At 55.4% G+C, this 26,205-nt stretch carries 26 protein-coding genes; 13 read left to right on the top strand and 13 right to left on the bottom strand.

The annotated features are described in order from the left end of the window. Positions 1–29: 29 nt before the first annotated feature. Positions 30–902 (top strand): manganese catalase family protein, encoded by an 873-nt coding sequence (locus C1Y41_RS03350; protein WP_039383967.1) that lies wholly within the window; start codon positions 30–32, stop codon positions 900–902. A gap of 377 nt (positions 903–1,279) precedes the next feature. After that, positions 1,280–1,573 (top strand): hypothetical protein, encoded by a 294-nt coding sequence (locus C1Y41_RS03345; protein WP_052246483.1) that lies wholly within the window; start codon positions 1,280–1,282, stop codon positions 1,571–1,573. Positions 1,574–1,764: 191 nt separating this feature from the next. On the opposite strand, the gene C1Y41_RS03340 is transcribed toward C1Y41_RS03345, so the two are convergent. The 4 genes from C1Y41_RS03340 to C1Y41_RS03325 all read right to left on the bottom strand — a co-directional run bounded on the left by C1Y41_RS03340 (position 1,765) and on the right by C1Y41_RS03325 (position 3,278). Then, positions 1,765–2,031: a biofilm development regulator YmgB/AriR family protein gene (locus tag C1Y41_RS03340; protein ID WP_039383965.1), complete on the bottom strand. Its 267-nt coding sequence runs from the start codon at positions 2,029–2,031 to the stop codon at positions 1,765–1,767. A gap of 54 nt (positions 2,032–2,085) precedes the next feature. Continuing rightward, positions 2,086–2,373 (bottom strand): hypothetical protein, encoded by a 288-nt coding sequence (locus C1Y41_RS03335; RefSeq protein ID WP_039383963.1) that lies wholly within the window; start codon positions 2,371–2,373, stop codon positions 2,086–2,088. Positions 2,374–2,530: 157 nt separating this feature from the next. Beyond that, entirely contained in the window at positions 2,531–2,776 is a 246-nt protein-coding gene (ycgZ, locus tag C1Y41_RS03330) for a regulatory protein YcgZ (RefSeq protein WP_039383960.1), read from the bottom strand. A 226-nt stretch (positions 2,777–3,002) separates the two neighbouring features. After that, the gene (locus tag C1Y41_RS03325) at positions 3,003–3,278 is read right to left on the bottom strand and encodes a hypothetical protein (protein WP_104084789.1); all 276 of its coding nucleotides are present in this window, start codon (positions 3,276–3,278) and stop codon (positions 3,003–3,005) included. A 389-nt stretch (positions 3,279–3,667) separates the two neighbouring features. On the opposite strand from C1Y41_RS03325, the gene C1Y41_RS03320 reads away from it, so the two are divergent. From C1Y41_RS03320 to dcuR, 4 genes are all read left to right on the top strand, one after another. Continuing rightward, complete coding sequence (locus tag C1Y41_RS03320; protein WP_104084788.1) at positions 3,668–4,183, top strand: CinA family protein; 516 nt, start codon at positions 3,668–3,670, stop codon at positions 4,181–4,183. Positions 4,184–4,285: 102 nt separating this feature from the next. Then, positions 4,286–4,822, top strand: a complete 537-nt coding sequence (gene msrA, locus C1Y41_RS03315) for a peptide-methionine (S)-S-oxide reductase MsrA (protein ID WP_039383953.1) — start codon at positions 4,286–4,288, stop codon at positions 4,820–4,822. A 158-nt stretch (positions 4,823–4,980) separates the two neighbouring features. Continuing rightward, positions 4,981–6,564: a sensor histidine kinase gene (locus tag C1Y41_RS03310; RefSeq protein ID WP_233207404.1), complete on the top strand. Its 1,584-nt coding sequence runs from the start codon at positions 4,981–4,983 to the stop codon at positions 6,562–6,564. Positions 6,565–6,569: 5 nt separating this feature from the next. Beyond that, a complete protein-coding gene (gene dcuR, locus C1Y41_RS03305) occupies positions 6,570–7,289 on the top strand; it encodes a two-component system response regulator DcuR (RefSeq protein ID WP_039383949.1) in 720 nt (239 codons plus the stop codon). Here dcuR and C1Y41_RS03300 read toward each other — a convergent pair. Further along, positions 7,283–8,248 carry an FAD:protein FMN transferase gene (locus C1Y41_RS03300; RefSeq protein ID WP_104084786.1) on the bottom strand — a complete coding sequence of 322 codons (966 nt, stop codon included), beginning with the start codon at positions 8,246–8,248 and terminating at the stop codon, positions 7,283–7,285. The genes dcuR and C1Y41_RS03300 overlap by 7 nt on opposite strands. Before the next feature lie 48 nt (positions 8,249–8,296). Beyond that, positions 8,297–11,077: a flavocytochrome c gene (locus C1Y41_RS03295; RefSeq protein WP_104084785.1), complete on the bottom strand. Its 2,781-nt coding sequence runs from the start codon at positions 11,075–11,077 to the stop codon at positions 8,297–8,299. A 588-nt stretch (positions 11,078–11,665) separates the two neighbouring features. Between C1Y41_RS03295 and C1Y41_RS03290 the strand changes: the two genes are divergently transcribed. Both C1Y41_RS03290 and fumA read left to right on the top strand, forming a co-directional pair. Beyond that, the gene (locus tag C1Y41_RS03290) at positions 11,666–13,177 is read left to right on the top strand and encodes an anion permease (protein WP_104084784.1); all 1,512 of its coding nucleotides are present in this window, start codon (positions 11,666–11,668) and stop codon (positions 13,175–13,177) included. Between the two features lie 165 nt (positions 13,178–13,342). Beyond that, the gene (fumA, locus tag C1Y41_RS03285; protein ID WP_071668755.1) at positions 13,343–14,986 is read left to right on the top strand and encodes a class I fumarate hydratase FumA; all 1,644 of its coding nucleotides are present in this window, start codon (positions 13,343–13,345) and stop codon (positions 14,984–14,986) included. A gap of 74 nt (positions 14,987–15,060) precedes the next feature. Here fumA and C1Y41_RS19980 read toward each other — a convergent pair whose 3' ends face one another. Both C1Y41_RS19980 and C1Y41_RS03280 read right to left on the bottom strand, forming a co-directional pair. After that, positions 15,061–15,222, bottom strand: coding sequence for a hypothetical protein (locus C1Y41_RS19980; RefSeq protein ID WP_158086449.1), 162 nt, complete (start codon positions 15,220–15,222; stop codon positions 15,061–15,063). Positions 15,223–15,319: 97 nt separating this feature from the next. Beyond that, positions 15,320–16,840, bottom strand: a complete 1,521-nt coding sequence (locus tag C1Y41_RS03280; RefSeq protein WP_039383936.1) for an aldehyde dehydrogenase family protein — start codon at positions 16,838–16,840, stop codon at positions 15,320–15,322. Between the two features lie 248 nt (positions 16,841–17,088). Between C1Y41_RS03280 and C1Y41_RS03275 the strand changes: the two genes are divergently transcribed. Further along, complete coding sequence (locus C1Y41_RS03275; protein WP_039383934.1) at positions 17,089–17,652, top strand: class I SAM-dependent methyltransferase; 564 nt, start codon at positions 17,089–17,091, stop codon at positions 17,650–17,652. On the opposite strand, the gene C1Y41_RS03270 is transcribed toward C1Y41_RS03275, so the two are convergent. Beyond that, the gene (locus tag C1Y41_RS03270) at positions 17,631–18,344 is read right to left on the bottom strand and encodes a glutamine amidotransferase (RefSeq protein ID WP_104085331.1); all 714 of its coding nucleotides are present in this window, start codon (positions 18,342–18,344) and stop codon (positions 17,631–17,633) included. The genes C1Y41_RS03275 and C1Y41_RS03270 overlap by 22 nt on opposite strands. Before the next feature lie 251 nt (positions 18,345–18,595). Between C1Y41_RS03270 and C1Y41_RS03265 the strand changes: the two genes are divergently transcribed. Continuing rightward, on the top strand, positions 18,596–19,480 hold the full coding sequence (locus tag C1Y41_RS03265) for a DMT family transporter (RefSeq protein WP_071668913.1): 885 nt from the start codon (positions 18,596–18,598) through the stop codon (positions 19,478–19,480). Between the two features lie 114 nt (positions 19,481–19,594). Here the strand turns inward: C1Y41_RS03265 and C1Y41_RS03260 are convergent, their stop codons facing one another. The 3 genes from C1Y41_RS03260 to ghrA are packed head-to-tail and all read right to left on the bottom strand — an operon-like array spanning position 19,595 to position 21,877. Then, positions 19,595–20,155, bottom strand: coding sequence for a molecular chaperone (locus C1Y41_RS03260; RefSeq protein ID WP_039383933.1), 561 nt, complete (start codon positions 20,153–20,155; stop codon positions 19,595–19,597). A 24-nt stretch (positions 20,156–20,179) separates the two neighbouring features. Continuing rightward, entirely contained in the window at positions 20,180–20,917 is a 738-nt protein-coding gene (locus C1Y41_RS03255; RefSeq protein ID WP_094111804.1) for a phosphatase, read from the bottom strand. Between the two features lie 21 nt (positions 20,918–20,938). Beyond that, on the bottom strand, positions 20,939–21,877 hold the full coding sequence (gene ghrA / locus C1Y41_RS03250) for a glyoxylate/hydroxypyruvate reductase GhrA (protein WP_104084783.1): 939 nt from the start codon (positions 21,875–21,877) through the stop codon (positions 20,939–20,941). Positions 21,878–22,081: 204 nt separating this feature from the next. Here ghrA and treA point away from each other — a divergent pair, with 204 nt between their 5' ends. Then, positions 22,082–23,761 carry an alpha,alpha-trehalase TreA gene (gene treA / locus C1Y41_RS03245; protein WP_104084782.1) on the top strand — a complete coding sequence of 560 codons (1,680 nt, stop codon included), beginning with the start codon at positions 22,082–22,084 and terminating at the stop codon, positions 23,759–23,761. 68 nt (positions 23,762–23,829) lie between these two features. Here the strand turns inward: treA and C1Y41_RS03240 are convergent, their stop codons facing one another. Next, entirely contained in the window at positions 23,830–24,078 is a 249-nt protein-coding gene (locus C1Y41_RS03240; RefSeq protein ID WP_039383925.1) for a GlsB/YeaQ/YmgE family stress response membrane protein, read from the bottom strand. A gap of 171 nt (positions 24,079–24,249) precedes the next feature. Between C1Y41_RS03240 and C1Y41_RS03235 the strand changes: the two genes are divergently transcribed. After that, positions 24,250–24,981 carry a flagellar brake protein gene (locus C1Y41_RS03235; protein ID WP_094111807.1) on the top strand — a complete coding sequence of 244 codons (732 nt, stop codon included), beginning with the start codon at positions 24,250–24,252 and terminating at the stop codon, positions 24,979–24,981. Positions 24,982–25,070: 89 nt separating this feature from the next. After that, the gene (locus C1Y41_RS03230; RefSeq protein WP_039383923.1) at positions 25,071–26,198 is read left to right on the top strand and encodes a mechanosensitive ion channel family protein; all 1,128 of its coding nucleotides are present in this window, start codon (positions 25,071–25,073) and stop codon (positions 26,196–26,198) included. Positions 26,199–26,205 lie beyond the last annotated feature (7 nt).

Genomic DNA, 26,205 nt, shown 5'->3' with positions numbered 1-26,205 from the left:
CGGCCTGACTGTTAACACTGAGGTGAGCCATGTTTCGACACGTTAAAAAATTGCAGTACACCGTCAGGGTAAGTGAACCGAATCCCGGACTGGCCAATCTGCTTCTGGAGCAGTTTGGCGGCCCGCAGGGCGAACTGGCAGCTGCCATGCGCTATTTTACTCAGGGTCTGGGAGATGACGATCTCGGACGCCGTGACATGCTGATGGACATTGCGACCGAAGAGCTGAGCCATCTTGAAATTATCGGTTCGCTGGTAGGTATGCTTAATAAAGGGGCCAAAGGCAAGCTGGCTGAAGGCACGGAAGCGGAGGGCGAACTTTATCGCTCTATTACCGGTGCGGGTAATGACAGTCATCTTACCTCTATTCTCTATGGTGGCGGCCCGCCGCTGACAAACTCAGGTGGCGTGCCATGGACCGCAGCGTATATCGATACTATTGGCGAAGTGACGGCGGATTTGCGCTCCAATATCGCCGCGGAGTCACGCGCTAAGATTATTTATGAACGCCTGATTAATGTGACTGATGACGTCGGCGTAAAAGATGCGCTGGGCTTTCTGATGACGCGTGAAGCCGCCCACCAGCTCTCTTTTGAAAAGGCGCTCTACTCTATCCGCAATAACTTTCCGCCGGGTAAACTGCCGCCAATCGAAGAGTATGCGCATACTTATTTCAGTATGTCTGACGGGGATGATGTACGCGGCAGCTGGAATTCAGATGAGAACTTCAACTATGTCGCCGATCCTCAGCCTGCCGTAGATGGCGGCGATGGTCACGCCTCAGTGGTGCTCTCTGCGGATGAAGCGGCAGCGCTGAAGGCTATGGCTACCAGAACCGCCTCAAATCCTGATGTTAATCCGGAAACCGGTGCTGAACTGGGCAGTGAAAAGCCACAGACGTAACCCGTAAGGAGAGATCAATGCATCATAAACCTGTACAGCGTGCTCACGCAGGTTATCAGCCTGATAAAGATGAGCCTGAACTGCCTGATGATGATGCGGGCAGTGCGCCAGAATCGGGTGATAAGCAGCCTGAATAGACGCCCCTCCTTTTGACCGCCTTCGGGCGGTTTTTTCATCATAAAAGTAATTTTTTTATTGGCGTAAGCCAGCCTGAGGCGCAGAAAAAATAAGCGAGACGGTAAAAGTACGTTAATTAACGCAGCAAACTCAGCACGTTAAAATTTTTATTTTTTTATTCTGGCGTTTTTCTGATTCTGGTCTATGTTCCTTTAGTCACGTTAGTACCAATAATCACTATAAGAAGTTAAGGAACTTTTATGGATTTCGCTCGATTTAAAACACGGTTACAGCAATGGGAGCATTTGCACTTTACCAGCGTAGAATTACAGCAGCGCGATGGCCGCTTTGAAATCTACGCTACTGCAGCAGAGCATCAGACGCTCAGCCAGCTCTTTATCTGCAATGTCAGCAATGAATCTGCCGCGCAGGAAGAGATAAAACAGCTGCAAAGCTGGCTGCAAAAAATTAAGTCCGGCAGAAGTAAGCGTCTGAATGCGCGCCCGGTTCGTCAGGTCACGGTAAATGTCCCTGGAGTGAGCCTGAGCCGTTAAGCAACCGAATAGCTATTTCAGCGTTAATCAGGCAGATGTACAACTTTAAACTGAATGACGTTAATTAAGTGCGCTGCCTTTAATTAACTGTACAAATCAGCTAAAAGTGTACAGAAAAGAAAGAAACGCCTGAGCAGGATTGAAAGGAAAATGGGAGAAGCTCTTCACGGATGGAAGAGCAGAAAGCGTGGTCAGGCATCGTCTGGCGTATAGCCAACAACAATTTCCAGTGTGCGACGCAGAACGTCAGCTTCAGCGCTGCCACTGGCCGATTCCAGCGCCATAATCAGGTAAAGAATAATCGACTTATTAGTCACTCGTCCCTCAGTAGCAAGGATGCTGCGTATTACCCCATCCAGCACCTGTGACTCATCGCTTAACGCATGGCCGGCATCGCGAAAATGCGCAGCCAGCTCATTATCAGGCAGCACATTGTATAAGTTTTGAAAATCTGCCATTTTTCCGTCTCAAACTGTTAAAGATAAGGCCGCAGTATACCTTATCGGGCTGGATTAATGTTTACGGCTATTGCCGGATGACTGGTCATTGCCAAACAGGGGATGAACGTTATCTTTTTCCGGTTCGTTTCGTTGTTGCTGACCAAGAGAAATGCTGGTCCGGACCTCTTTCAGGGCCATGCTGATTGCGGTGCGATACTCTTCATCGGTGGCCTGCATCTGCATATTCTGCAGCTCTGCCATCAGCGCGTGGGTATTAACAGGCCCGGAGCGCTGAAGCAGCGTCAGGGCAGCTTCACCGATGATTTCGTCTATACTCTTCTGGTGTTTGCTCATCTTCATAGTGAATCTCTGTTTGCCGCCACTTCAAGATGAAGTACGACAGTAAAACAGCGCCACGCAGTGCGTGGCGCGATACAGCTGGTCACAGGTTATACATGAGGTTGTGCACTCTTCCCTGTTTACTTAGTCTGAATATAACCCGGTCGTAAATCTGGTATTAGCTTTCCCGCTCAAACAGCAAGCCGATAAGCTGATGATAATGCTGCTCTTCTTCTGCTTCTGTTGCCAGTTCAAGGCGACGTAACAGCTTAGTGCAAATGGATTTGCGATTCAGGTTGCGGCCTTCACGCAGAATCTCCACGACAATCTGTCCCAGCGTTTCCTGCTGAGACGGCAGCGATGCTTTACTAAAGTAGTTGGCAATCGCCTCAACTGAGTTCGGAGCATATCCGTTCTGGCGCATAAGTGACTCCCGTAAAATGTTAAAATTAACAATAAAAAAGTGGAAATCTAACCTGTTGTACAGGATTCCCAAAAAACTTGTACAGAGAATAATGAATGGTGAGGTAAGTTTTTTTTGCAAAAAGTGCTATCAGATGAGGATTGAGACAAATTTACGCACATTTTCAGACGGGAGATCAGCGGGAAGTGCGCTCATCGCCGCCACAGGCTGACGATGAGCAGGGAGCTTAATGGCGGCGTGCACCGGTGCCGGCAACGGTAACGCTATCCGATCGCTCTGACAGCGCTTTTAACGGCGAATCAGAACGACGGTCGGCCTGCTCTGTAGAGCGATAGTCCAGCAGCCACTGCTGCGCCTCATGGATCTGGCTGTCGCGCACCGCATCTGTTTCGCGGCAAGCCATCTGATGCAGTTCAGCCGTGAGGGATGCCAGAGTCACATCTGCACGGCGCATCATTAACGCCCAGGCGGCTTCCCCAATAACCGGATACTCATTTTTCATACTTTACCTCCTGAGAATGTGAGCTTGCGCCAGGTTCTCAAATTTCAGTATAGACCACTACTGGCAAATGTCGTCCGTTATAGCTACACGCCCGGCGGCATTGCGCCATACGATATTTATCCCTTTGCCAGATCTGTTATTTATCGCCCTGCCCTTGCCCCGCTACGCTTATATTTCCATGCAGAATCTGTAATTACCATACGACAGAACCCCTGCCTGATTAATAATCAATCCCTTCGGATTGACCCGCCCCGCTTAATATATTCTTCTGCTGAGTTCATATTAACCAGATAAAACGGACTCACCATCTATAATAATTATCATCCGGCAACGTTTATTTAATCGAAGCGTGGCTGACTGACATTTTAATAATAAATCGGGATGCATATATGGATCGGAAATTAATCGAAACGGCAACTATTCTGGGCGATCTTCTGCTTGAAAGAAAACTGACTGTCACCACCGCAGAATCCTGTACTTCAGGCTGGGTCGGCTCTACCCTCGCGGCCGTCGGCCAGAGCAGCCAGTTTTACAGCAGCGGCTTTATTACTTATACCGATCAGGCGAAACATCGGGTGCTGAACGTCAGTGAAGAGACGCTGGCACGTGACAGCGCCGTCAGCGAAGCCGCCGTGCGTGAAATGGCTGCAGGCGCAAAAGCGCTTTCCGGCGACGATAGCAGCATTGCAGTGAGCGGTTATGCCGGACCAGATGGCGGTGAGGATGGTACACCAGCCGGCACCGTCTGGTTTGCCTGGGGCCTGCCTGATGGCACTATTCAGACCTGTTGTCAGCGTTTTTCCGGCGAAAGCGAAGAGGTCGTCCGGCAGGCAACAAAATATAGTCTTGAGCAGCTGACGGCACGACTCCAGGCTCTGCTCAGCCAGTCCGCCCCGGACAGCTGAGTACGTTTTACCTGAACAGCCTGTGCGGTCTGCGATTATCGGGTTGAATTCCGCTCCGTTCACCCGCACTCTTAAGCTTTCGACCTGACAGGAGTAAATGTAATGGCAACCGAATATGCGATCGTTGCGGGCGGCTGTTTCTGGTGTACCGAAGCCGTTTTTAAAGATGTAATTGGTGTTGAATCGGTTGAAAGCGGCTATACCGGCGGGGAGCGCCCTGATCCGACTTATGAGCAGGTATGCAGCGGGGCAACCGGTCATGCTGAAGCTATCCGTATCGGGTTTGATCCGGCGCAGATAAGCTACGGCGATCTGCTGGATATCAGTTTTGCCACGCACGATCCTACCCAGCTTAATCGTCAGGGAAATGATATCGGAACGCAGTACCGCTCAGCGATTTTCCCTGCTAATGCTGAACAGGAAGCAGAAGCGATTGCAGCCATTGCGCGCGCGCAGGAAGATCATGATGTGCCGGTGGTGACAACCGTAGAACCGCTCAAAACCTGGTATCCGGCGGAAGCCTACCATCAGGACTACTGGGAAGGTGCGGGTCAGCGCAACGGCTACTGCATGGCAGTCATCCCGCCTAAACTGCAGAAGCTGCGTAAAAGCTTCGCCAGTCGTGTGAAAACCGCTTAAGTTCTGCATACCGTCTTATCTGCAGGCCATTATTCAGAGTGGCCTGTTATATTTTCCGCAACCGCGCCGCCATTATCCGTCATAATAGGCCCCTTTTCCGCTAAGTGAACGCCACCATGACGCCTTCAGTCCCTGCTACGCCGATGCGCCGGCGGACAATGAAACTTAATACGCTGGTCACGCTGATGCTGAGCGCCGTGATTGTCCTGGTGCTGTGTACCGTGCATATGTTCTATTTCTTTCAGATTGGTGCCTCTACCCGGTCACAGCTGGAAGATAAAGCGATGGCCGTCGCGCGTACGCTGGCCACATCGCCAGATGTTCAGCGAGCGCTGCTGCTCTCCCCCGCTGAAGCTCATCTGCAGCCGGTCGCAAAAGCGGTTGAGACCAGCAATAATCTGCTGTTTATCACGATCACTAATATGGCGGGCATACGCTACTCCCATCGTAATCCGGAACTGGTTGGTCAGCATTTCATCGGCAACGATATTCAGCCTGCGCTGCGCGGTCAGGAAAATGTCTCTGTTAATCAGGGCTCCCTGGTTCGGGCACTGCGTGTTTTTACCCCGGTGTTCAATGCCCAGCATCAGCAGATTGGGGTGGTGGCTATCGGTATCTCACTGGATGCCGTCACCGATCAGATTAACCAGAGCCGCTGGATCATCCTCTGGACTATTCTTATCGGCGCGCTGGCGGGCGCGCTGGGTACGCTGATCCTGGTGCGCGTGCTGAAACGTATTCTGTTCGGGCTGGAACCTTATGAGATTTCTACCCTGTTTGAGCAGCGTCAGGCCATTCTCAATTCCGTCAAAGAGGGCGTGGTGGCGATGGACGATCGGCATGAAGTGACGCTGATCAATCAGGCTGCCTGCCATCTGCTGAGCGACGCAGCACAGACGCAGCGCGCGCCTGATGAAAGCTGGCGCGCTGACACCACCGCCGTCGAACCGCAGCTGCGCAGCGTGCTGCAGAGCGGACAGGCGCGGCGCGATGAGGAGATTAACGTGAATGGCCGACTGCTGCTGACCAATACCGTTCCGGTACGCACGGCGGAGCGGATTATTGGCGCGGTCTGTACGTTCAGGGATAAAACTGAGATCAGCCAGCTGATGCAGCGCTTAAGCGGCATGGTAAACTATGTCGACGCCCTGCGTGAACGCTCGCACGAGTTTATGAACAAGCTGCATGTGATCCTCGGCCTGCTGCATATGAAAAACTATGCGCAGGTTGAAGCGTATATCCTGAAAACCGCCAATAACTATCAGACAGAGATCGGCTTTTTGCTGGATAAGATCAAATCCCCGGTGATTGCGGGGATCCTGTTAAGTAAAATCAATCGCGCCTCAGACTGCGGGCACCGGCTCACTATCAGCGACGCCAGCTACCTGCCAGACAGCGGCAGCGAAGCGCAGATGGCGGCGCTGATTACCGTAACCGGCAATCTGGTCGAGAACGCGCTTGATGCGCTGCGCGAGCAGACCGAAGGAGAGATCCACCTGATGCTCCATTATCAAAACGGCTGGCTGACCTGCGAAGTGAGCGACGACGGACCGGGCATTGATGCTGCGCATCTGGCGACCATTTTTGATAAAGGTTTCTCCACCAAAGGCGAAAACCGCGGAGTCGGACTGTTTCTGCTTAAGCAGCAGGTGGAAAGCCTTGGCGGCAGCGTCAGCGCAGAGTCTGAGCCCGGCGTATTCACGCAATTTTTAGTCCAGCTACCCTGGGATAAAGGAAATTAAACCGCATGATTAATGTTTTAGTGGTTGACGATGATGCCATGGTTGCCGAACTCAACCGCAGTTTTATCGGTCAGGTACCCGGTTTTAACTGCTGTGGTACGGCGGCAACGCTGCAGCAGGCGCGCGATTTTTTATTCAATAGCGACACGCCGATCGATCTGCTGCTGCTGGATATCTATATGCAGCAGGAGAATGGCCTGGATCTGCTGCCTGAGCTGCGAAAAGCGCAAAGCCCGACAGAAGTGATTATTATCTCCTCTGCGGCTGATGCAGAAAATATCAAAACATCGCTGCACTACGGGGTGGTGGATTATCTTATTAAGCCGTTTCAGTTTCCGCGTTTTGAAGAGGCGCTGACCAGCTGGCAGCAGAAAAAATCGCTGATGGATAACCACCAGCACTATCAGCAATCTGACGTCGATCTGCTGATCCACGGCAATCCGGCAACGCATCACGACAATAAGCGTCTGCCCAAAGGCCTGACGCCACAAACGCTGCGCACGCTCTGTCAGTGGATAGATGCGCACCCCGCACAGGAATTCTCGACCGATGAGCTGGCTGCAGAGGTGAATATTTCACGCGTCTCCTGCCGCAAATATCTCATCTGGCTGGCGCAGATCAATATTCTGTTTACCAGCATTCACTATGGCGCCACCGGACGTCCGGTCTATCGCTATCGTCTGCAGCCGGAATATCGCTCGCTGCTGCAGCAATATTGTCAGTAGTGCAGTTTCCACGTGGTATCAGCTGGCCGGAATCGGTAGTGACGCGGTGAAGAGCAGACGATCTGCCGATCGCGGGTGACAAAAATGGCATCGATGTCGGACTGGCTGGCGAGCCAGTTCAGTCCCTGTTCTGTGCCCATGCCATACAGTAGCGTGGTATAGATGTCGCCATCCAGCGAGCGGTCACTTATCACCGTCACGCTTAACAGTTCATTATCCAGCGGATAGCCGGTACGCGGGTCAAAAATATGGTGCCAGCAGCGCCCCTGCTGTTCAAAGTAACGCTCATAGATCCCGGACGTGACGACTGATTTCTCCCGCACCTCGATTACGCCGAGTAACGCGTTATCGTCAGCAAAGGGCTTTTTCAGCCCAATTTGCCACCCCTGCGGTTCATGCAGGGGCGCACCCAGCGTCTGCACATTGCCGCCAAGATTGATCAGCGCCTGCGTCACTCCCTGCTGACGCAGCCACTGCTGCACCCGATCGGCAATATAGCCTTTGGCTATGGCACCGAGATCGATCTCCATACCGCGCTGCGGCAGATAAACCGACTGCGCCGCAGCGTCCAGCACGACCTGATGCGGGTTGGTAAGGGGCAACAGCGCGGTGATGTCAGCGGCAGCGGGCACGCTGTTGCCCTGAAAACCAATTTTCCAGCGCTTAACTATCGGACCAATGGCGAAGTTGAACGCGCTGTCCGGCAGCGTGCTGACCGTATGGGCCACCTGAATCAGATTAAACACTGCGGGACTGACCGCCACCGGTCGCTCGCCAGCGGCATGGTTAATTGCCATGACCTCTGACTGCACCCGGTTGACGGTAAACAGATTCTCCTGCTGTGCAATCAGGCGAAACACCTGCTGTGCCAGCGCGGCGTTATTTTCAAAGAGTTTCAGCAGCACAGGCGATCCCATTTGAACGGCTGAATAGCTGTAGACACCTGCCTCGTTAGCCATAGTTGCCTCATTACTACCGGTGCCCGCGCAGACGGGCACCGGTGCAGGTTAATTACCTAAGGCGAGTTTAGCGGCGTTATGCCCCGCTTTGATACCAAAGATGATGATATCCGCTACGGCATTCCCGCCGATGCGGTTGGCGCCGTGAATACCGCCGACCACTTCCCCGGCAGCCCAGGCGCCGGTGATCGCCTGGTTCTGCGCATTCAGCACTGCGGTTTCCGTGTTGATGGTGACGCCACCCATGGTGTGATGAACGCCAGGCGCCACGCGAATAGCGTAGTAAGGCCCCTGATTCAGCGGATGGCGCAGCGCCGTTTTGCGGCCAAAATCTTCGTCATGCTGGTTAATCACACACTCATTGTAGCGACCCAGCGTACTCTGCAGTGATTCCTGGTCCATATTGAGCTTAACCGCCAGCTCGTGCGGCGTGGGTGCGCTGATGACAAATCCTTTGGCGATATATTCATCAGCGGCTTTGTTATTACGGCGCACCTGCTCATCGAAGATGATCCAGGCACTTTTCTCCGGCAGCGCAATAATCTCCGCAGAGACTTTATCGCGCGTCTCCATTTCGTTATAGAAACGCTTGCCCGCCTGGCTTACCAGAATTGCCCCGCCGCCGCGCATCGCTTCTGAAATCAGATAGGAGGTGGTCTGTTCAACCGTGGGATGGATCTGAATCTCGCCCATATCAACCGTACCGGCGCCAATATGCTGCAGCATCGCAATGCCGCTGCCGGTGGCGCCGGCGTGGTTAGTCGTGACAAAGCCATCCAGTTCCGGGCGATATTTCACTACCATCTCCCGGTTGGCGCTGAAGCCGCCGGTGGCAACAATCACACTTTTTGCGTTGAGAATGCGGCTGTCGTTATACTCATCCACCACCTTAACCCCGGTTACCACGCCGTTTTCACACAGAATTTCAGCGACTGAGGTCTCAAGCAGCACCTCAATGTTGCGCTGGTTAACATTTTTCACCAGCCCGCTGATCAGGAAGCCCCCTACCGCTGAGCGATCTTCAGGCCGGTGCGTACGGTCAATGCTCATTCCGCCCGTGATAGTGATATCGCTGAGCTCAATCTGCTTCGCTGCCAGCCACTCAATGGCTTCCGGCGCGCGTTCGACAAACTCATGCAGCAGTTGCGGATTATTTTTACCTTTACCGCCTTTCAGCGTCTCTTCATAAAACAGCGCTTTGCTGTCTTCAATGCCTTTCAGCCTCTGATAGCGCGTCTCGGCGGCATTCATCCCCACTGACGCCTTAATGGTATTTCCGCCAATGGTGGGCATTTTTTCAATCAGTACCACGCGGGCGCCGTCGTCATGTGCCTGAATAGCCGCCGCGAGACCTGCGCCGCCGGTGCCGATGACCACAACATCGTAATTGACCGGCGCGTTCGGGTTGCCCCCTTCCTCAATCACATACTCTTTGCTGGAGGTTGCCAGCGCACGCGATACCGCTTTTTTCAGCGCCTCGCTTTGCGTAGTGGCCCCGGTAACCGCATCGACGTGCGGACTGTTTGCAACCAGAATGCGCTCGCGCAGGCTTTCAAACGTACTGGTGAAGTCAACATCCAGCGCCGGATCCGGCACCAGTTCGATGTCGGTAATACGATCGGTATCCAGCGTGACGTTGATTTTCAGCTTCAGCGCTTCCGCCTCTACCTTCGCCTGATACACACCGGCTTTATATTTGCGATGGCCGTCGCTGACGTCGCGGATCATGGCGTCCACCAGCGAGAAGCGCCAGAGCGGCTCCGGAATTGTCAGCTCCTCGCGTTTGGTACTGTCGATGTAGAGTTCAAGGTGCTCATTGTTAATAATGCGATTCGCCCAGTTGGGCCAGGCGATACAGGCTTTCCCGACGGCAACCAGATCGAAGCCCGATTCCAGCGCCAGTTCGGCATCCTCTTTATTCACCACGCCGCCGACGCCAATAACCGGAATGCGGGCCAGCTGTGCTGAACGCTGCGCAATGTATTTGGTAATCAGAGGCGTGGGGTCGCTGGTGTCAACAATGGAAGGACGTAGCAGCTGACCGACGGAGAAGTGCACGTAATCAAGGCCGCGCGCGGCGAGCTTCTCCAGCAAATAGAGGGTGTCATCCCAGCGGATACCGGGCACTTCAATCTCTTCCGGTGAAAAGCGATAGCCGATAATAAAGTCTGCGGCAGCAAAGCGATCGGCCATCTGATGCGTGATTTCCAGGACCTCCAGCGGAAAGCGCGCCCGGTTATCGCGACTGCCGCCCCATTTGTCGCTGCGCTGGTTGGAGTTAGGCGAATAGAACTGCTGGATCAGATAGGTATTGGCACCGTGAATTTCCACGCCATCAAAACCCGCTTTGATGGCACGGTTCACCGCATCACCAAACTTTTTGATCATGACATCGACTTCATCTGCGGTCAGCGCCTGCGGTGTGGTGGCCCCTTCGCGCGGCGCCGCGATGGCGCTGGGCGCGACAGGCGTTTTCCCGCCAATCAGCGCCGGCTCAACCATGCGGCCACCGTGGTAAATCTGCAGGATAGCTTTAGAACCCTGAGATTTGATCGCGTGGGCTATTCTGGCCAGTCCCGGGATCTTGTTGTCGCTGTCGATGGCGATGGCGCCAGGAAATGCCGGACCACGATTATCGATAAACGCACACTCTACGATGACGGTGCCGATTGTGCCGGCACGCACCCGATAGTAGTCAACCAGATCGCTGGTGACGCCACCGTCGTAATAGCCGGTACAGGTTGTCATGGGTGCCATCACCAGACGATTTTTCAGCACGGCACCTTTAGGCAAGGTAAGGGGTTTTAAGAGCGGGGTAAGCGTGTTCATGATAAGCGACTCCGAAAATCAAAAATGAAATTCAATTCCTGGCAGTGTGACCGGTTAAATAATTAAAGTGGTCCGACTTCATGCTGTAAATATAACATTTAATTTAGTTACATAACTTATATCATTAGTTATATAAACTACCGATAAGGAAAGCCTATTTTCAGCAGGGAAGGAGCGTAACGCGTTCCGCTAAGTTTCGTTCAAAACTTGATTAAAATCAAAGTTAATTCAACTCACAAAAATAAACTATATATTTCATTGATTTAAAAATAACACGCCTGCCAGATATTGGAAAGAAAGCGCTTCACATCCTGCATTATATCGTGAGGCACGCCCTGAATAAGCGTCATAACACACTGAAAATAACGCAGATAAAAATAAGCGCTCCATTTTATTGATCTGGATCAAAATAGGTATTTTAATTAATCGCATCATAACGGCATAAATTAGATAATTCGCGAAACAAAATTGCTTTCTGCTTTAACACAAGCGTCATGAACTTCCTGTACTGATGCCGCAAAATGGATCATCCAGGTATAAAGGCACTGGTACTGATATCGCATTCTTCTCAACGTGCAGACAAAAACTATGAACCTATCAACGCAATCGCATGAACCCACCAAAGCGCCGCCTGCGGCGCCGGGTAAAAAAAATCGCCTGCTGATGCTCTGCCTGCCGGTACTGGTTGCACTCCTGTTGCTGCTGGTGCCGACGCCTGCCGGACTGGAGCCCTACGCCTGGCACTTCTTCGCCATTTTTGTCGGTGTTATTGTCGGCCTGATTTTTGAGCCGCTGCCGGGCGCCGTGATTGGGCTTACCGGCGTGGTGGTCATCGCGCTGTTTAGCCAGTGGGTGCTGTTTAGCCCGGCAGAGCTGGCCGACCCGGCATTTAAAACGGCAGCGCAGTCGTTCAAATGGGCAGTCAGCGGCTTCGGCAACTCTACGGTCTGGCTGATTTTTGGCGCCTTTATGTTTGCAGCCGGCTACGATAAAACGCAGTTTGGCCGCCGGCTGGCGCTGATTCTGGTAAAATACCTCGGTCGCCGCAGTCTGACGCTGGGCTACGCGATTACTTTCGCTGACCTGCTGCTGGCGCCGTTTACGCCGTCTAACACCGCCCGCAGCGGCGGGACTATCTATCCGATTATTGCCAACCTGCCGCCGCTCTATGGCTCTAAGCCTAATGACCCCAGCGCCCGCAAAATCGGCTCTTATCTGATGTGGGTGGCGATTACCGCAGCCTGTATCACCAGCTCGATGTTTCTCTCTGCGCTGGCCCCTAACCTGCTCGCACTAGCCCTGGTTAAGAGCGTTATTGGTTTCGATATCAGCTGGGGGATGTGGTTCCTCGCTTTCCTGCCGCTGGGGATCCTGCTGATTCTCACCATGCCGCTGCTGGCTTACTGGCTCTATCCGCCGGAAGTCAAAGTCAATGATGAGGTACCGCGCTGGGCGACCGCCGAGCTGGAAAAGCTGGGCCACCTGTCGCGCAATGAGATCCTGCTGCTGCTGTTTGTCGTCGCGGCGCTGATGATGTGGATTTTCGCAACGGCATGGATAGAGCCCGCTATGGCCGCGCTGCTGGTGATTGTGCTGATGCTCTGGACCGGCGTACTTAACTGGAGTGATATCACCAGCAATAAAGCCGCCTGGAACACCTTTGCCTGGTTTGCCACGCTGGTGGCGCTGGCCGATGGTCTGGCACGCGTCGGTTTTATTGCCTGGCTGGGCAAAGAGGGGGCGGTGCTGCTACAGGGTTACGATCCTCAGGTCTCCGCAGTGGTGCTGCTGATTGCCTTTTATCTGCTGCACTATCTGTTTGCCAGCACCACGGCGCATACCACTGCCCTGCTGCCCGCCATGCTGACTATCGCCGCCTCAATTCCAGGCATTAATATGCCGGTGTTCTGCCTGATGATGTGTACCTCGCTGGGTGTGATGGGCATTATCACCCCTTACGGTACCGGCCCAAGCCCTATCTATTACGGCAGCGGCTATCTGCCGACCAAAGATTACTGGCGGCTTGGCACCATCTTTGGCGCCCTCTTCCTGGTGGCGCTGATGGTTATCGCTTATCCCTGGATGGTTATGATGTTCTGATGATGTTGCTTTGATGTTAAAAAACGCAGCCGCGTCAGCCTGTTTCAGTGTTACTATGCTCGCCAGTCAGCTCCTGATACGGGCTGGCGAGAGAAAATAGCACTACAGATCGCCTAATTTGCCGCCCGCCGCGCAGGCGGGCAACACGAAGCTAAGTGAGCCAACATGTCGAACAAACCCTTCTATTACCAGAACCCCTTTCCTCTCGCCAAAGATGATACTGAATATTACCTGCTGAGCCGCGAGCACGTTTCGGTCGCCAGCTTTGAGGGCGAGGAGGTGCTGAAAGTCGCACCAGAAGCGCTGACGCTGCTGGCTCAGCAGGCGTTTCATGACGCCTCTTTTATGCTGCGCGCCTCACACCAGCAGCAGGTTGCCGCTATTCTGGCGGATGATGAAGCGAGTCAGAATGATAAGTATGTCGCGCTGCAGTTTCTGCGTAACTCAGAAATCGCTGCTAAAGGCGTACTGCCAACCTGCCAGGATACCGGCACCGCGATTATCATGGGTAAAAAAGGCCAGCGCGTCTGGACCGGCGGCGGCGATGAAGCGGCGCTGTCGCAGGGCGTCTATAACACCTATATCGAAGATAATCTGCGCTACTCGCAGAACGCCCCGCTGGATATGTACAAAGAGGTCAATACCGGCACCAATCTGCCGGCCCAGATCGATCTCTACAGCGTGGATGGCGATGAGTATAAGTTCCTCTGCATCGCTAAAGGCGGTGGTTCAGCGAACAAGACCTACCTCTATCAGGAAACCAAAGCGTTAATCACGCCGGCAAAATTAAAAAACTACCTGATTGATAAAATGATGTCGCTCGGCACCGCTGCCTGTCCGCCCTACCATATTGCATTTGTGATCGGTGGCACCTCTGCGGAGAGCACGCTAAAAACGGTTAAGCTCGCCTCAACGCATTACTATGACTCGCTGCCAACGGAAGGCAACGAGCACGGTCAGGCGTTTCGCGATATCGTGCTGGAGCAGGAACTGCTGGAAGCGTCGCAGCAGCTCGGACTGGGCGCGCAGTTTGGCGGTAAATATTTCGCTCACGACATTCGCGTGGTCAGACTGCCGCGTCACGGTGCCTCCTGCCCGGTAGGCATGGGCGTCTCCTGTTCTGCTGACCGTAACATCAAAGCTAAAATCAACCGCGATGGCATCTGGATTGAGAAGCTGGAAGATAATCCGGGACGCTATATTCCGGAAGCGCTGCGCCAGCAGGGCGAAGGCGAAGTGGTGCAGGTAGATCTTAATCGCCCGATGCAGGATATTCTGGCCCAGCTCTCCGCTTATCCGGTGGCTACCCGCCTGTCGCTGAACGGCACCATTATTGTGGCGCGCGACATCGCTCACGCCAAACTCAAAGAGCGTATCGATAATGGTGAAGGGCTGCCGCAGTACATTAAAGATCATCCGGTCTACTATGCCGGTCCGGCCAAAACGCCGGAAGGACACGCGTCCGGTTCACTCGGCCCTACCACCGCAGGCCGGATGGACTCTTATGTCGATCTGCTGCAGTCGCACGGCGGTAGCATGGTAATGCTGGCCAAAGGTAACCGCAGCAAACAGGTGACTGACGCCTGCCATAAGCATGGCGGATTCTACCTGGGCAGTATTGGCGGCCCGGCAGCGGTACTGGCGCAGCAGAGTATTAAAAGCCTTGAGTGCGTTGAGTATGCCGAACTGGGCATGGAGGCGATCTGGAAAATTGAAGTGGAAAATTTCCCGGCGTTTATTCTGGTCGATGACAAAGGTAACGATTTCTTCCAGCAGATCCACAATCAGTGCTCTGCCTGCGTAAAGTAAAGCGCTGAAGCAGACCCTGTAAAAAATCCGCGGCACCAGGCTGCGGATTTTTTTATTAATCTGAGAGCGCTTTCTTATGCGCGCAGCGACATTTCCCGCGCGGCGTCGCGCTCGGCACTCTGCTGGCGCGCATGCTGCAACGCATCATAAGTGGGCAGATTGACGCTGATAATGTCCTGTTCGACCGCATCCAGCACCTCATCGTGCTGCTCCATATAATCATATCCTGCGTTCATGATCTCTCCTTTGCGCAGAGGCGTTTCTCATATCCTGTCCTGCAAAGATGACAGGTTTATGAAAATATAGCCTCTGCAGCGACCGCCGGTACGAAAATCAGAAGAACCCGAGCGGCTGTGTGCTGTAGCTCACCAGCAGATTTTTAGTTTGCTGATAGTGATCCAGCATCATTTTATGCGTCTCCCGCCCGATGCCCGATTTCTTATAGCCGCCAAACGCAGCGTGAGCCGGATAGAGATGGTAGCAGTTAGTCCAGACGCGTCCGGCTTTGATTGCTCTCCCCATACGGTATGCGCGGTTGATATCCCGCGTCCAGACGCCAGCGCCAAGCCCGTAAATCGAATCATTAGCAATGGCCAGCGCCTCCGCTTCATCTTTAAACGTCAGTACGCCGACCACCGGTCCGAAAATCTCTTCCTGAAATACGCGCATGCTGTTGTTGCCTTTCAGCAGCGTGGGCTGAATATAGTAGCCGCCGCTGAAGGCTTCGCCAATCTGCTCAACGTTACCACCGTGCAGCACTTCCGCCCCTTCCTGCTGCGCAATCTCAAGATAAGAGAGGATCTTATCAAACTGCTGCTGCGACGCCTGAGCGCCAATCATGGTTTCCGTATCCAGCGGATCGCCACGTTTAATGGTTTTGATGCGCTTCATCACGGCCGCCATAAAGGGCTCAAAAATCGATTCCTGCACCAGCGCGCGCGACGGACAGGTACAGACCTCACCCTGGTTCAGGAAGCCGAGCACAACCCCCTCGGCCGCTTTCTCAATAAAGCTCTCCTCCGCCTGCATGATATCTTCGAAAAAGATATTTGGTGATTTTCCGCCCAGCTCCACCGTGGACGGGATCAGGCTTTTTGCCGCCAGCTCCAGAATATGGCCGCCGGTCGCTGTTGAGCCGGTAAATGCGATCTTGGCAATGCCCGGATGCGATGCCAGCGCTTCGCCCGCCTCTTTGCCGTAGCCGTGCACCACGTTAATGACGCCGGGCGGGACCAGATCTTTGATCAACTCAACAAACAGCGTGATGGAAAGCGGCGTCTGCTCGGCCGGTTTCAGCACCACGCAGTTACCTGCGCCCAGCGCCGGTGCCAGCTTCCAGGCGGCCATTAGCAGCGGGAAGTTCCACGGAATGATCTGCCCCACCACGCCCAGCGGTTCATGGAAGTGATAGGCGGCCGTGAACTCATCGATTTCGGCGGCGCTGCCTTCCTGCGCCCGGACACAGCCGGCAAAATAGCGGAAATGGTCCACCGCCAGCGGCAGGTCAGCGGCCAGCGTTTCGCGTACCGGCTTGCCGTTATCCCAGGTTTCATTAACGGCGATATATTCCAGATTCTGCTCCAGGCGGTCAGCAATCTTCAGTAACACCAGCGAGCGCGCCTGCGGTGAGGTCTTGCCCCACTGCTCTGCCGCCGCCTGGGCCGCCGCGACCGCATTATCAACATCTGCCCGATCGGAACGCGGGAATTCGCCAATTGCGCTGCCATTAACCGGTGAGGTGTTGGTAAAATAGTGACCGTTAACCGGCGCAGTAAACTCGCCGTTGATAAAGTTGCCATACTGCGATTGCAGAGTGATCAGAGAACCCTGTTCTCCCGGAGCAGCGTAACGCATGGTATTTCCCCTTACAGAGCGAATGGAAGTTAACAACTTTTAAACTGTTGATTAACATTGCGCGATCGTTTTTAGCCTGTCAGGTCTGCAGGCGGGAAACTGTGAGCCGACGCGGGAAATCGGTGTTAAAGCGGGACAGAATCATTTGTGCCGGAATGTTCTGAGTTTGGCTTTTTTGCCGCGCTAAAGCGAAACCTGAGCGTTATCTGTGGTCAATACCCTGCAGACCACAGATTCAGGAGAGAAAGATGCTGGCTTCAGCCATGATGCTAATGCGGGCCAAAGCGAACTTTGTACAGCAATTTATTCGCGATCCGCGCACAATCGGCAGCGTCACCCCTTCATCAGCGGCGTTATGCCGCTGTATGTGCAATGCGGTAGAGTGGGATAGCAGCCTGCGGGTGGCTGAACTGGGCGCCGGCGATGGCGTGCTGACCCGCCAGCTGCTGTCGCGTATGGTACCGGCCGCGCAGCTTGACGTGTTTGAAATTAATCCGCAGCTGGCAGCAGAACTGCGTCAGTGGCACGATCCGCGCATGCAGGTCCAGGCACACTCAGCGGAGCTGCTGCAGGGTGAATATGACGCTATTTTTTCCGGCCTGCCGCTGCTGTCGCTGCCTGCGGCCACGCGTCACACCATTCTGAGCGCGGTGCATAATGCGCTGGCGCCCCAGGGCGTATTTGTCCAGTTTCAGTACACCTCGCTCACCCGGCACGATCTGTCGCGCTATTTTGTCTGGCAGCGGCAGCGGGTGCTGAAAAACATGCCGCCCGCCTGGGTCTATCGCTGTCAGCGCTGCGACGCTTCCTGATCCCGGGGCCGTACCTGCTGCCAGAAGCGCTGCAGCAGCGTACGCGCCCAGTCAGTATCCCCCATTACCGCGCTATCCGGCTGTACGTCAGCCGGTGTACAGGCCGTCATGATCTCGCGACTGAACTCCGGATGAAACTGAACGGAAAATGCCTGCGGCGAGTAGCGTAACACCTGACACGCATCCAGCGCTGAGCGCGCCAGAACCGTGGCCTGCGGCGGCGGGGCCAGTACCGACTGCCGGTGCGACAGCCAGGCGGAAAAGTGCGCCGGCAGTCCGTTCAGCCAGGCATCCGAAGCGGTCCGCGTCACGGTCTGCAGCCCGCGCTCCCAGCCGCGGGGATTATTGCCCACCTCACCCCCCAGCGCATACGCCATCAGCTGATGGCCGTAGCAGACGCCAAGCAGCGGCAGCTGCGCCTCTATTGCGCCGCGTATCCAGGCCGCAGTGCGCTCACTCCATCCTGCGTGGTCGGTTACCATCGCCCAGGAGCCGCTGAGGATCGCCCCGCTAATCTCCTGCCAGCCGGGAAGTGCGTCACCCCGGTGCGGACGCACGATAATATAGTCATCCGCCTGCAGCTGCAGCGCGTCAATAAACCACGCAGGCTGTTCGCCAATTTTCGCCACCACCTGCGGGGGCGGAACTTCAAGCTGTATTAATGCCAGGGGTAAAGTATAACGCTCCGTCATTGCCGGCATGCTCCTCTGCTGCGTCCGCTGTTAAGCTCTACTGTGACAGCAATTGCCAGCCGTGTCTTATGTTATTCCGCAACATGCTTATGCAGAAGCGGATGTCAGGATAGCGCTCAGATAATAGTATGTTGTAATTATAAGGTGGCGATTTTGCTGTTGAGTGCTAAACCGCCAGGTTGATGTGTCCTGTGCGGCAGGCTTCATGCCATTATTAAGCGTAAGTTCATTTTTCTGTGAAGGATAACAGCGTGGCCGTACGGCATTTTTTTCTGATTCTGTTTGTGGTTTCAATCTGGGCGTTTAACAACGTGGCGGTTAAATGGGGCCTTCTGGAGCTGCCGCCGCTGTTTCTGACGTGGATGCGCTTTGTCGTGGTCGCTCTGATCCTGGTGCCCTTTTGCCGTGTCACGCGCGCGCAGCTGCCGTGGCTCATCACCCTCGCGTTTACCTTTGGCTTTATGCATTTCTCGCTGCTGTTTGTCGGCATGCGCTATACCGATGCCGGTACGGCGGCTATCGTTGTACAGCTGGGCACACCCATTGCGATGCTGCTGGCGATGGCGATCCTGAAAGAGAAGCTGCGGCTGGTGCAGCTGTGCGGCATCGCTATCTCTCTGAGCGGCGTGGCCGTGCTCTCCGGCAGCCCGACTATCCCCGCCTGGTGGGTACTCTGTATCCTGCTGTGCAGCGCGTTTGGCTGGGCGGTCAGCAACATGATTGTCAAAAAGTCGCCGCCTATCAGTCCGCTGACGCTGACCGGCTGGATCTCATTCCTCGCCGTGCCGCTGGTTGGCGCTGCCTCATGGCTGACGGAGTCGAATCAGTTCAGCGCCCTTAAAGCAGCGGGCTGGCACGGCTGGTTCGGCATTCTTTACAGCGCTATCGCCTCTTCGATTGTTGCCTATACGCTGTGGTACGCCCTGCTGAAAAAATATAATGTTAATCTGATCATGCCCTATTCGCTGCTGACGCCGGTGCTGGCTGTCATCATGGGCGTGACGGTGCTGGGCGACAGCATGAACAGTTTCAAAGTATTTGGCGCATCGCTGGTGGTGCTGGGCACCGCCATTGCCGTGCTTAACCTGCGCAATCTGCGCATGCACGCACGTTTTCCGCGTCTGCGCCGGCGTTAGTCTCTCTTGGCTTAACCTGCATCCGCCGGAGTCTGCAGGCTTCAGCCGCACGTCACTGCTTGTTGTGCAGCTGCAGCGAACGTCTCCGGCAGCAGCTCCCCCTGCGGGGAGCGATTACGCCTGCGGCGTATCGTCTTCGCTCAGCTCATCATACATCGTCTGGATCGCCTCGCGGCTCAGCTCAGCCAGCGTACGATAAAACGCCGTGGTGGCGTGCGCTTCAACTTTGCCGAGGAACGCACCGCACCACGGCAGCAGATAAGATTCAAACAGCGCGCGCTGCGCGTCTGATTCATCTTCTGCAGACTGATCTTCCAGCCACGACGCCGCCAGCAGCAGTACGCCAAAGTGATCGGCAGGCGCGTCACTGAGCGGCATGCCGCGCGCGCTGAGAAACGCCCGGATCTCCGCTTCCGGCGCGCCTTCCGGCCACTGTGACGCGTAAGGCGGCACGCTGCACTCCTGACCGACAAACAGCGCGTTGTAATCCGCTGCCAGCGCCTGCGGATCGCTGCTCTGCTGCAGACGCGTCAGCAGCGCATCCTGCTCCAGCGGCCACTGTGCCTGCATTTTGCCTTCGCGCAGCAGCGTAAACAGCGGCATCAGCAGCGGATCCTGGGGCTGACGGTTAAACAGGGAGCCGATCACCCGGCAAAGCATAGAAAATTCATTCATCTGGCAGCATTCCTCACTACAACATTAAAAATCCAGTAATTCCGCGATCCGTTTACCGCTGCGTTGCTCCAGAAAATCGAGCAGGCGGCGCGGCGTGACATTTAACACCCGATCTTCAGGGAAATCCACCTCGCGCGTAATGCGCAGGCAGTGCTCAAAATGCCCCAGCGTAAAGGCGGTATGGGAATCGGAGCCAAATGCCAGCTGTCCGCCCGCGTCACGCACCGCCTCCGCAATCGCGCGGCAGTTAGGTTCACTGCCCGGACGCGAATGGGTAAACGAGGAGTTATTGATCTCCAGCGCCACGTTGTAGTGGGCTGCGGCTTCGGCAATGGCGCGAATATCCACCGGGAATTTGGGATTGCCCGGATGGCTGATGATATGCACCAGCCCGCCTGCCATCGCGGCGATCATCGCCTCAGTATGGTGCGCTTTGTCGCGCGGCGTGTAGACCGGCTCGTGAAACCCCGCCACGATCAGATCCAGGGCATCCAGCATCGGCCCGCTGCAGTCGATCTCGCCCTGCTGATTTTTAATGTTCGCTTCAATTCCGCGCAGGATCCCCACGCCGTCAATAACCCGCGGCCAGATACGCATATTAATGAAATGCCAGTGATGCGGCGCATCCGCCATATCGGGGCCGTGGTCGGTAATGGCAAATAGCTTCAGGCCGTTCTGTTTCGCCTGGGCGACATAGTCATGCAGCGTGCTGTAGGCGTGCGTACTGGCTACGGTGTGCATATGCAGGTCAACGGGATACATATTTTGCTCCTCTGAGATAAATTAATAGCCGCGCTGGCGATCCACGCGCCCCGGGGGCTGCTGCCCTTTTTCCAGCTGCTGAATGGCGCTGGCAATAGCGTCCATCGCCTGCTCCGGCAGCGTAATAGCGGCACTGTGGGGCGTGATGGTGACGTGCGGATGCTGCCAGAGCGCATCGTCCGCTGGCAGCGGCTCCTGCTGAAAGACATCCAGCGCGGCGGCGGCAAGTTGCCCGCTGTTAAGCGCTGCCAGCAGGTCCGCTTCAACCACGTGCGCGCCGCGCGCCAGGTTAAGAAAGTATGCGCCGTGCGGCAGCGCGCGCAGGAAATCAGCGTTGATAAGATCGGTGGTTTCCGGCGTGGCGGGCAGCAGATCAATCACGACCTGGCAGCCGGCAAGGAAGTCGTGCAGCGCGGCGGCACCGTGGAAGGCGTGCACGCCAGGCAGGCTCTTCGGCGTGCGACTCCAGCAGCGCAGCGGGAATCCCCACTGCTGCAGGCTCTCCAGCACGCTGCGGCCCAGTACGCCCGCGCCAAGCACGCCAATGGTGAAGGCGTCGCGCGCCGGCAGCGGCAGCGGCTGCCAGCAGTGCGCCTGCTGCTGGCGCTGATAGTCAGCAAAGCGGCGATACCAGCCCAGCACGCACCAGTTCGCATACTCCTGCATCTGCTGTGCCATGCCGGTATCCTCAAGGCGATACAGCGGCACCTGGGCGCTGAGCCTGTCAGAATGCTGACGCTGCTGCTGCAGAAGTTCATCGACGCCCGCTCCCATCGCGAACACTCCCTTCAGGCTTCGCTGCGCCAGCATCTCCACCGGCGGCGAACGTACAACGGCATAATCTGCACGACCACTATCGCCCGGCTGCCACAGCCGGACTTCCGCGTCCGGCAGCCGCCGGCCGAGGCCCGTGAGCCAGCGCTGCGCGTCCATTGACGGGTGATACCAGATAATCTTCATACGCCTCCTTATTTTCTTTCAGCCTCCGGTAAACCGCGCGGCGGAGCAAGTAAAAACCGTCAGCGGCAACAATTTCCCACGTAATTACCCGGCAGCGCTTCACATTTCCATCGCCCTGCAGCGCCAGCCAGCACGATAGCGACTAAAGTTGGTTGAGTGGTCAATACGTTAGCGCACCACGTTTTCGGACAAGGAGAAAAACCGATGAGAAAAAATGTCATATTGATGCCCGCGCGCCTCTCTCTGCTGCTTACCACTGCCCTGCTGGCAACCAGCACGCTGGCCCATGCCGAAACCGGAAGCCGGATGCTGAGCCAGCAGCCGCAGCCGCCCGATGTACGCCTGGGGCCGCTCTTCAGCGCCGTGCAGAAAGCGCAGTTCTATCCCGATCAGAAAACCTTTGCTGACGCGATCCCGAAATACGATCCCGCCTCGATTCTCGCTGACTGGCAGATGCAAAAGAAGCAGCGCAATTTCGATCTCAAACGCTTCGTTGACATGAACTTTACCCTGCCCAAAGAGCAGGATAAATATGTACCGCCCGCCGGGCAGAGCCTGCGTGAGCATATCAACGGTCTGTGGCCGGTGCTGACGCGCAGCACGCCTGATGCCAGCCAGTATGATTCACTGCTGCCGCTGCCGAAGCCTTACGTTGTGCCGGGCGGACGTTTCCGCGAGGTCTATTACTGGGACAGCTATTTCACCATGCTGGGCCTGGCGGAAAGCGGTAACTGGGACCGCGTGCAGGATATGGTCGATAACTTTGCCACCGAACTCGATCGCTACGGGCATATCCCTAACGGCAACCGCAGCTATTATCTCAGCCGGTCACAGCCGCCGTTCTTTAGCCTGATGGTGGACCTGCTGGCCACGCATAAAGGCGATGAGGTTTACCGGCACTATCAGCCGCAGCTGCAGAAAGAGTATGACTACTGGATGGCTGACAGCGACAGCGTGGCGGCCGGTCACGCCAGCAAGCGGGTGGTAAAGCTCTCCGATGGCACCCTGCTTAATCGCTACTGGGACGCACGCGACGTGCCGCGTACAGAATCCTGGCTGGACGATGTGAATACGGCAGAAAAAACCCCGGAACGTGACAAACCGCAGCTCTGGCGCGATCTGCGCGCCGGCGCGGCGTCGGGCTGGGATTTCAGCTCGCGCTGGTTTACCGATGCGCATAGTCTCGCTTCGATCCGCACCACAGCGCTGGTGCCGGTCGATCTCAACAGCCTGCTGTTTCATCTGGAGCAGACGCTGTCAAAATCAGCCAGGCTGGCAAAACAGGATGACCAGGCAAAAGCCTTTGCTGCGGCGGCAGAAAAACGCCAGGCCGCAATCAATCGTTATCTGTGGGATGAGAAACAGGGCTGGTATGCTGATTACGATTTCAGTAAAAAACAGGTTCACAACCAGCTAACGGCGGCCGCTCTTTTCCCGCTCTATATGCAGCTGGCCGGAGATAAACAGGCTGAACGTACCGCCTCTGCAGTTGAAAAACAGCTGCTTAAACCTGGTGGTCTGGTGACAACCACGGTCAATAATGGCCAGCAGTGGGATGCACCTAATGGCTGGGCTCCGCTGCAGTGGGTAGCGGTAGAGGGGCTGGAGCATTATAACCAGCCGCAGCTGGCACGACAGATTGGCCAGCGCTTTCTGCAAAACGTCCAGCAGACCTATGACAAAGAGCATAAGCTGGTAGAAAAATATGTGGTTGAGGGCGCGCAGCTGGGCGGTGGCGGTGGCGGCGAATATCCGCTGCAGGATGGCTTTGGCTGGACCAACGGCGTGACGCTGATGCTGCTGGATAAATATTGCCCGAAAGAAAAAACCTGTAACAGCGCCAGTGATATCCCTGATATGCCGGCGCTGCAGCGCGCGAATTAATTTCGCACCGGCTACAGCCGAAAAAAAACCGCAGCCCCGGGGCCGCGGTTTTTTTTATGCGGGCAGAATTAACTGCGCACTTTACGGTAGATAAACAGCACGACAATGGCGCCGATTACCGCGACAACAAAGCTGCCGAAGTTGAACCCGTCAACTCTGCCAAAACCAAACAGGGTACTGATCCAGCCGCCGACAACCGCACCGATAATACCCAGTACCACGGTCAGGATAAAGCCGCCGCCATCTTTACCTGGCATAATCCACTTAGCGAGAATACCGGCGATCAGACCAAAAATAATCCATGAAAGAATACCCATTTGTTGCTCCTTACGTTATGAATCAAGGTGTTCACTGCGATAAGTATAGACGGGATTTTTTTCCCTGCAGCGCGACTGCCGCTTTAATCATCAGCCAGCCGCTAAAGCTTCAGAGCGTTACGCCGATAATCGTCGCATAACGATGATATGCGCAGCAGCGGGGAGCAGGATGTGAAAGATGCCGATAACGAACAGTATCTCAAGCGGGGTACGTTAGCGGTTTTGAATGTGATGAGGGATCTGTCGCGCTACCAAACTCCGCTAATGGTGACGTTTAATCGCGGGCAGTTTATCAGCCGCCTGCTGGTTGCCGATGAGGAGTGCATCATTTTCGATCTGGGCAGCAATGCGCTGAGCAATGAGTGGGTGCTGGAGAGTCCCGACTTCAGCGTCTGCGCCGAAACCTACGGCGCCAAAATTGAGTTCACCCTCGCTGCCCTGACGCTGGTTGAATATGAAGGCTTACCCGCATTCAGCGCACCGCTGCCGGCGTGCGCCTGGCAAATCCAGCGCCGCGAATTTTTCCGCATCAACGCCCCGCTGGAGCCGGTTTTCTGGTGTTACACCCGGTGGCCGGACGGCAGCCAGGCGCGCTTTCGCCTGCAGGATCTTTCGCTGGGCGGGGTCGGGGTATTGCCGGAAGGGCCGCTGCCGGAGGGCCTTACCCGGGGGGATAAGTTCAGCCAGCTGCGGGTTGAGCTGGGTGAATTTGGTCAGTTTGAGGTCACCGCAGAGCTGCTGCATATTGGCGAGCGCAGCGTAGTCCGTAAAGGCGAAGCCTGCGTAATACCGCGGCTGAGCTTTCGTTTCACTGCCATTGAGCCCGTGCAGGAGCGCCAGCTGCAGCAGGTGATCTTCGCGCTTGAACGGCTGGCACGCGATAAGGCGAGCCGCTTTCAGTAACTGCCGTTACGCCTGCAGGATATCTCAGACAGGCTATGCTTCTCCTTGCCCTTTATTTTAACCAGCGCCCGGCAAGGAGAAACTCCCCCATGGAAAACTGGCTTTCAGCCTCTGGCTGGCAACGCATTTTTCTTAATCAAACCGTCTGGATCAACAGCGCCATCATCCTCTTTGGCACCCTTATTGTCTGGTGGCTGTTGCGCACCGCTATCCGCTTTGTTTCGAATCGTATCGCCCGCTACAGCGAACAGCGCCATGTGCGTTTCACTGCCATTCTTGTTGAGATCCTGCGCAGCACCAGCCAGTCGCTGCTGCTGATCTTCTCACTGCTGATTTCGCTGAAGTTTGCGGACCTGCCGGCCAACTGGAGCGTGGCGATTGCCCACAGCTGGTTCCTCGCGCTGATTTTGCAGTTCACGCTGTGGATCGACTGCGGCATCCGTTTATGGCTGAAAAGCATGCTGCGCGATCCGCTGCACGTACGTAATCCGGTCACCACCGTGATCCTCGGCATTCTGCTGCGGGTGGTGGTATGGGTAATGATGCTGCTGGCGATCCTCTCCAACATGGGCATCGACATTACCGCACTGGTGGCCAGTTTAGGCGTCGGCGGTATCGCCATTGCGCTGGCGATTCAGACCGTGCTGAGCGATGTGTTTGCGTCGCTGGCGATCGGCTTTGATAAACCGTTTGAGCACGGTGATTTTATTGTATTCGGCGATATTGCGGGTTCCATTGAGCACATCGGCCTGAAAACCACGCGTCTGCGAAGCCTCGGCGGCGAACAGATTGTCTGCTCAAACACCATTCTGTTACAGCAGACGATCCACAACTACAAACGGATGCAGCAGCGGCGCATCGTGTTTAAGTTCGGCATTAACTACGGTACGCCGGCGGAGAAAGTGCGGCAGATTGGCGGCATGGTGAAAACGATTATCGAAGGCGTGCCCGACACCCGTTTTGACCGGGCGCACTTTCTCTCGTTTGATGAGTCGCAGCTGACGTTTGAAGTGGTCTATTTCGTGCTGAGCGCGGATTACAATGTTTATATGGATATTCAGCAGGAGATTAACCTGCAGCTGATGGCGCAGCTGGAGCAGAAGCAGATCCGCTTCGCCTTCCCGATGCGCCGCGTCGAGTTTACCGGTGGGGTACTGCCGCGTATCAATCTCAGCGATGCGTCCAACGAAGCACCGGCACAGAGTGCGCAGCGCTAAGCTGCGC

The sequence above is a fragment of the Pantoea sp. ICBG 1758 genome, assembly GCF_002928325.1.
Classification (GTDB): Bacteria; Pseudomonadota; Gammaproteobacteria; order Enterobacterales; family Enterobacteriaceae; genus Pantoea; species Pantoea eucrina.
The sequence above is the reverse complement of the archived record's forward strand: the minus strand, read 5'-3'. Positions and strand labels throughout refer to the sequence as shown.